Here is a 3,205-nt window from a genome sequence, read left to right on the forward strand (position 1 = left end):
CCCCCGCGGCCTCGCCGCCCGGGCTCACCTCGGCGACAGCACCAGGGCTCCCGGACCGTTCTCGAAGTCCCCCGCGACCAGCCGCCCCGTACCCCGGAAGGCCTCGGTGCGCAGACGGAAGCGGGCGGGCTCGAACGGTTCCGGCACGTGCATCCGCCACGGCGTCTCCGCGTCGTCTCCGGACGGCACGGCCAGGTGCAGCAACGCCTCGGCCGGTCGCTCCGACCCCAATCTCTCCTGCGGGGCGGTGTACTGGGCCAGCCGGAGCGCCGCAGGCCCGGACGGTGACGTCCGAGCCGGTCCGCAAGCCGCGTGCCTGGCAGGCAGCCCTGGCATCCCGTGCTGGTCGAGCACCCAGCCGAGCCACTTGTGCAGGACCGGACCGGTGCGGCCGATCCACGTGTCGAGCAGCCGTCCGAACGCCGCCTCGCGGGACCAGGACGTCCGCCTGGCCCCGGCGGCGACCACGGCCGCCCCTGCCCCGTCGAAGGCGTCGCACATCTCCCGCAGGTGCAGATCCCCGACGCTGCGTGCGAGCCGCACCCTCCGCATCTGGATCATCGCGTGCCACAGGACCGTGGCGGCCATCAGAGCCGGCCCGTTCAGCTCGCCGTGCGGTCGTGCTCCTCGTCGCGGCACGAGGACGGGCACGCCGATCGCCTTCTCCGCCGCGCGCCGCCCCGCCCGGGACAGATGCCACCACGGATCGTCGACCCACGTCGTCGCCGTGCCGCCGCTCACCGTGCCTCCCGCACCGAGGGCTATCGTCACCCCGTCGGCACCGGCCGTCGGAGTGGCGCCGCAGACGTCCGAGGAGTCGAAGTGGGCCTCCGTGACCTCCTCGACGGAGACGGTCAACTGGGCCGGCGGCGCCTGGTCCGCACCGTCCACGGTGAATCTGCGCGGCACGGCCAGTCGTACCAGTGCCGTCAGACGGTCGCCCTCCCGTTCCAGCCGGAGCAGACGCACCTCGGCCCCCGGCAGGAGGTAGTCCAGGGCAAGCTCCTCGCAGCTCGCCGCGGTGAGCTGCACCGGTTCCGGGCGGACCAGTCCCAGGTGGTCCCGGGCCGGGCCCACGGGCGCGGTCACCGGCGGGACGAGTCGCTCACCGCCCGGGCCCAGCAGGCCCACCATCCACTCCCGCCGCTCGGGCCCCAGTTCGGACATCCAACGCAGCCCCGTCCGCGCCCGCCGCTCGCGGCCCCGGGCGGTCCTCGCCCCGGCCGCCCGGAACAGCGGGTACGTGTTGTTGTCCCACACGTCCGCCGCCCGGTGAACCGCCGCCCGGTCGAAGGTCCGCGCGTCCCGCGACGCCTCGCGGATCTGTGTGAGCGAGCCGTCCAGCACGGCCCCGTACGCCTCGATCGCCTCCCCGCCCATGCGGCCAGTGTTCCAGCGGCCGACCGCGTGCGGGGGCCGGACCGCGACCGGTGCTCCAGTGCGGCTGAAGCCGGGTGCGGCACGGTGGGCGGTGATGGTCGGCAGCCGCAAGGGGCGCCGCAGCGAGGGGAGTTCACCATGTCTCAGTCGGTCGGGATCCGCCCACAGGTCACCGGTGACCTGTACGCCGAGGTGCAGACCTTCTACGCCACGCAGATGCGGCGGGTCGACAGCCTGGACATCGAGGGGTTCGCCGCGACCTTCACCGAGGACGGCGAGATCGTGCACGCGGGCGGACGGCGGCAGAGCGGCCGGGCGGAGATGCTCGCCGGGATGCGGGCGGCCCTGCCCCGGTACAAGGACATCGCCACCCGGCACTGGTTCGGCCACCTCCTGATCGAGGCCGACCCCGCCGACGAGGACACCGTCCGCGTCTCCTACTACACGCTGGTCACGCAGACCGACCGCGAGGGCAAGGTCTCCTTCCAGCCCACCTTCACCGTGGACGACGTGCTCGTCCGCCGGGACGGCGCCCTGCTGACCCGCTCCCGGGTGATCACCCAGGACGGTCCGGACGCCCGCGCCGCCGCCGCGGCCGCCTGACGGCTGCCGCCCGACACCGGCGCCGGCACGCGGCACATGGATGAGGGGCCCTCCGCCGGAGGGCCCCTCATCCATGTGCCGCGGCGCTCAGTCGATGCCGCGGCAGATGTGCGGCTCCGAGCCGTCGTCGTCGAGGTCCCCGGCGAGCAGCCAGGCCACCCAGCGGGGTGCCTCGCACGGACCGCCGAGGGGCGGCAGGGTCGCGGCGGCGGTCTTCTCGCGGTCCGGCAGATTCGTCTCCATCGACGACTCCTTTTCGGTGGGCAGGTCTTCTCTCCGCTCGAGGCGGTCAGGCGTGACAGGAGGGCAGGCCTCCGTGGAAGGCGACCATCTCCTTGAAGGACGCGGCGACGTCGATCCGGGCGCCCGGCGCCAGCCCCTCCAGCTCCGCGTACGCCCGGTGCAGGTTGCCCACCAGGCGTTCGGAGTCCAGCAGGCCGGCGAACGCACCGAGGTCGGCCTCACGGGCGGCGGTCAGCGCGCTCACTCCGCGGCGCAGCCCGTCGCGGGCGAGTTCCGCCAGCCACCGCACGTACGCCTCCGTCTCGTCCAGCAGCTCGGGGCCGCCGGCCTGCCCGTGTCCGGGGACGACCACCTCGGGGGCGAGGGCGCGCATCCGGGCCAGCGCCCGGAGCGAACCGGTGATCGAGCCCATGAGGAGGTAGGGGGTCACCCCCGACCAGACGACGTCGCCGGTGAAGAGCACCCCGCGCTCGGGGACCCAGGCGACGACGTCGTTCGGCGTGTGGGCCGGGCCCACGTCGAACAGCTCGGTGCGCGGGCCGCCGTCGCCGTGCAGGGTGAGGCGGTCGCTGAAGGTGAGGTCCGGCGGGGTCAGGGGCGTGTCGCCCCACTCCACGCCGGGCCACAGGTGCCGCAGGCCCAGCCCCGCCTCGCAGATGTCGGACCGGGTCCCCTCGTGCGCGACGACGACGGCGCGCGGGACGAACTGGCCGTTGCCGAAGGTGTGGTCGCCGTGGAAGTGGGTGTTGACCACGTAGTCCGGTCCCGCCGGCACCACGCGCTCCACCTCCGCGCGCAGATGACGGGCCCGCTCCTCGGTCGCCGCCGTGTCGACGAGGACCGAGCGCCCGCCGCCGACGACGAGTCCCGCGTTGTTCAGGCACCAGCCGCCCTCCGGCTGGACATACGCGTACACGTCGTCGGCGACCCGCGTCAGGCTGCCCGGCGCCGCCTTGGCCACCCCGGGGGAGGCCGGGGC

4 protein-coding genes are annotated in these 3,205 nt (G+C 74.5%); 1 reads left to right on the plus strand and 3 read right to left on the minus strand.

Annotated features, from left to right (window positions below; translation table 11 throughout):
• Positions 1-24 precede the first annotated feature (24 nt).
• Positions 25-1,380, minus strand: coding sequence for a hypothetical protein (locus tag ACOV8S_RS02650; RefSeq protein ID WP_448315896.1), 1,356 nt, complete (start codon positions 1,378-1,380; stop codon positions 25-27).
• Between the two features lie 138 nt (positions 1,381-1,518).
• On the opposite strand from ACOV8S_RS02650, the gene ACOV8S_RS02655 reads away from it, so the two are divergent.
• A complete protein-coding gene (locus ACOV8S_RS02655; protein ID WP_351113178.1) occupies positions 1,519-1,983 on the plus strand; it encodes a nuclear transport factor 2 family protein in 465 nt (154 codons plus the stop codon).
• An 87-nt stretch (positions 1,984-2,070) separates the two neighbouring features.
• Here ACOV8S_RS02655 and ACOV8S_RS02660 read toward each other — a convergent pair whose 3' ends face one another.
• Both ACOV8S_RS02660 and ACOV8S_RS02665 read right to left on the minus strand, forming a co-directional pair.
• On the minus strand, positions 2,071-2,226 hold the full coding sequence (locus ACOV8S_RS02660; RefSeq protein WP_351113179.1) for a hypothetical protein: 156 nt from the start codon (positions 2,224-2,226) through the stop codon (positions 2,071-2,073).
• 46 nt (positions 2,227-2,272) lie between these two features.
• Positions 2,273-3,187: an MBL fold metallo-hydrolase gene (locus tag ACOV8S_RS02665; protein WP_448317330.1), complete on the minus strand. Its 915-nt coding sequence runs from the start codon at positions 3,185-3,187 to the stop codon at positions 2,273-2,275.
• Positions 3,188-3,205: the final 18 nt, after the last annotated feature.

It is taken from the genome of Streptomyces sp. CO7 (assembly GCF_053474865.1).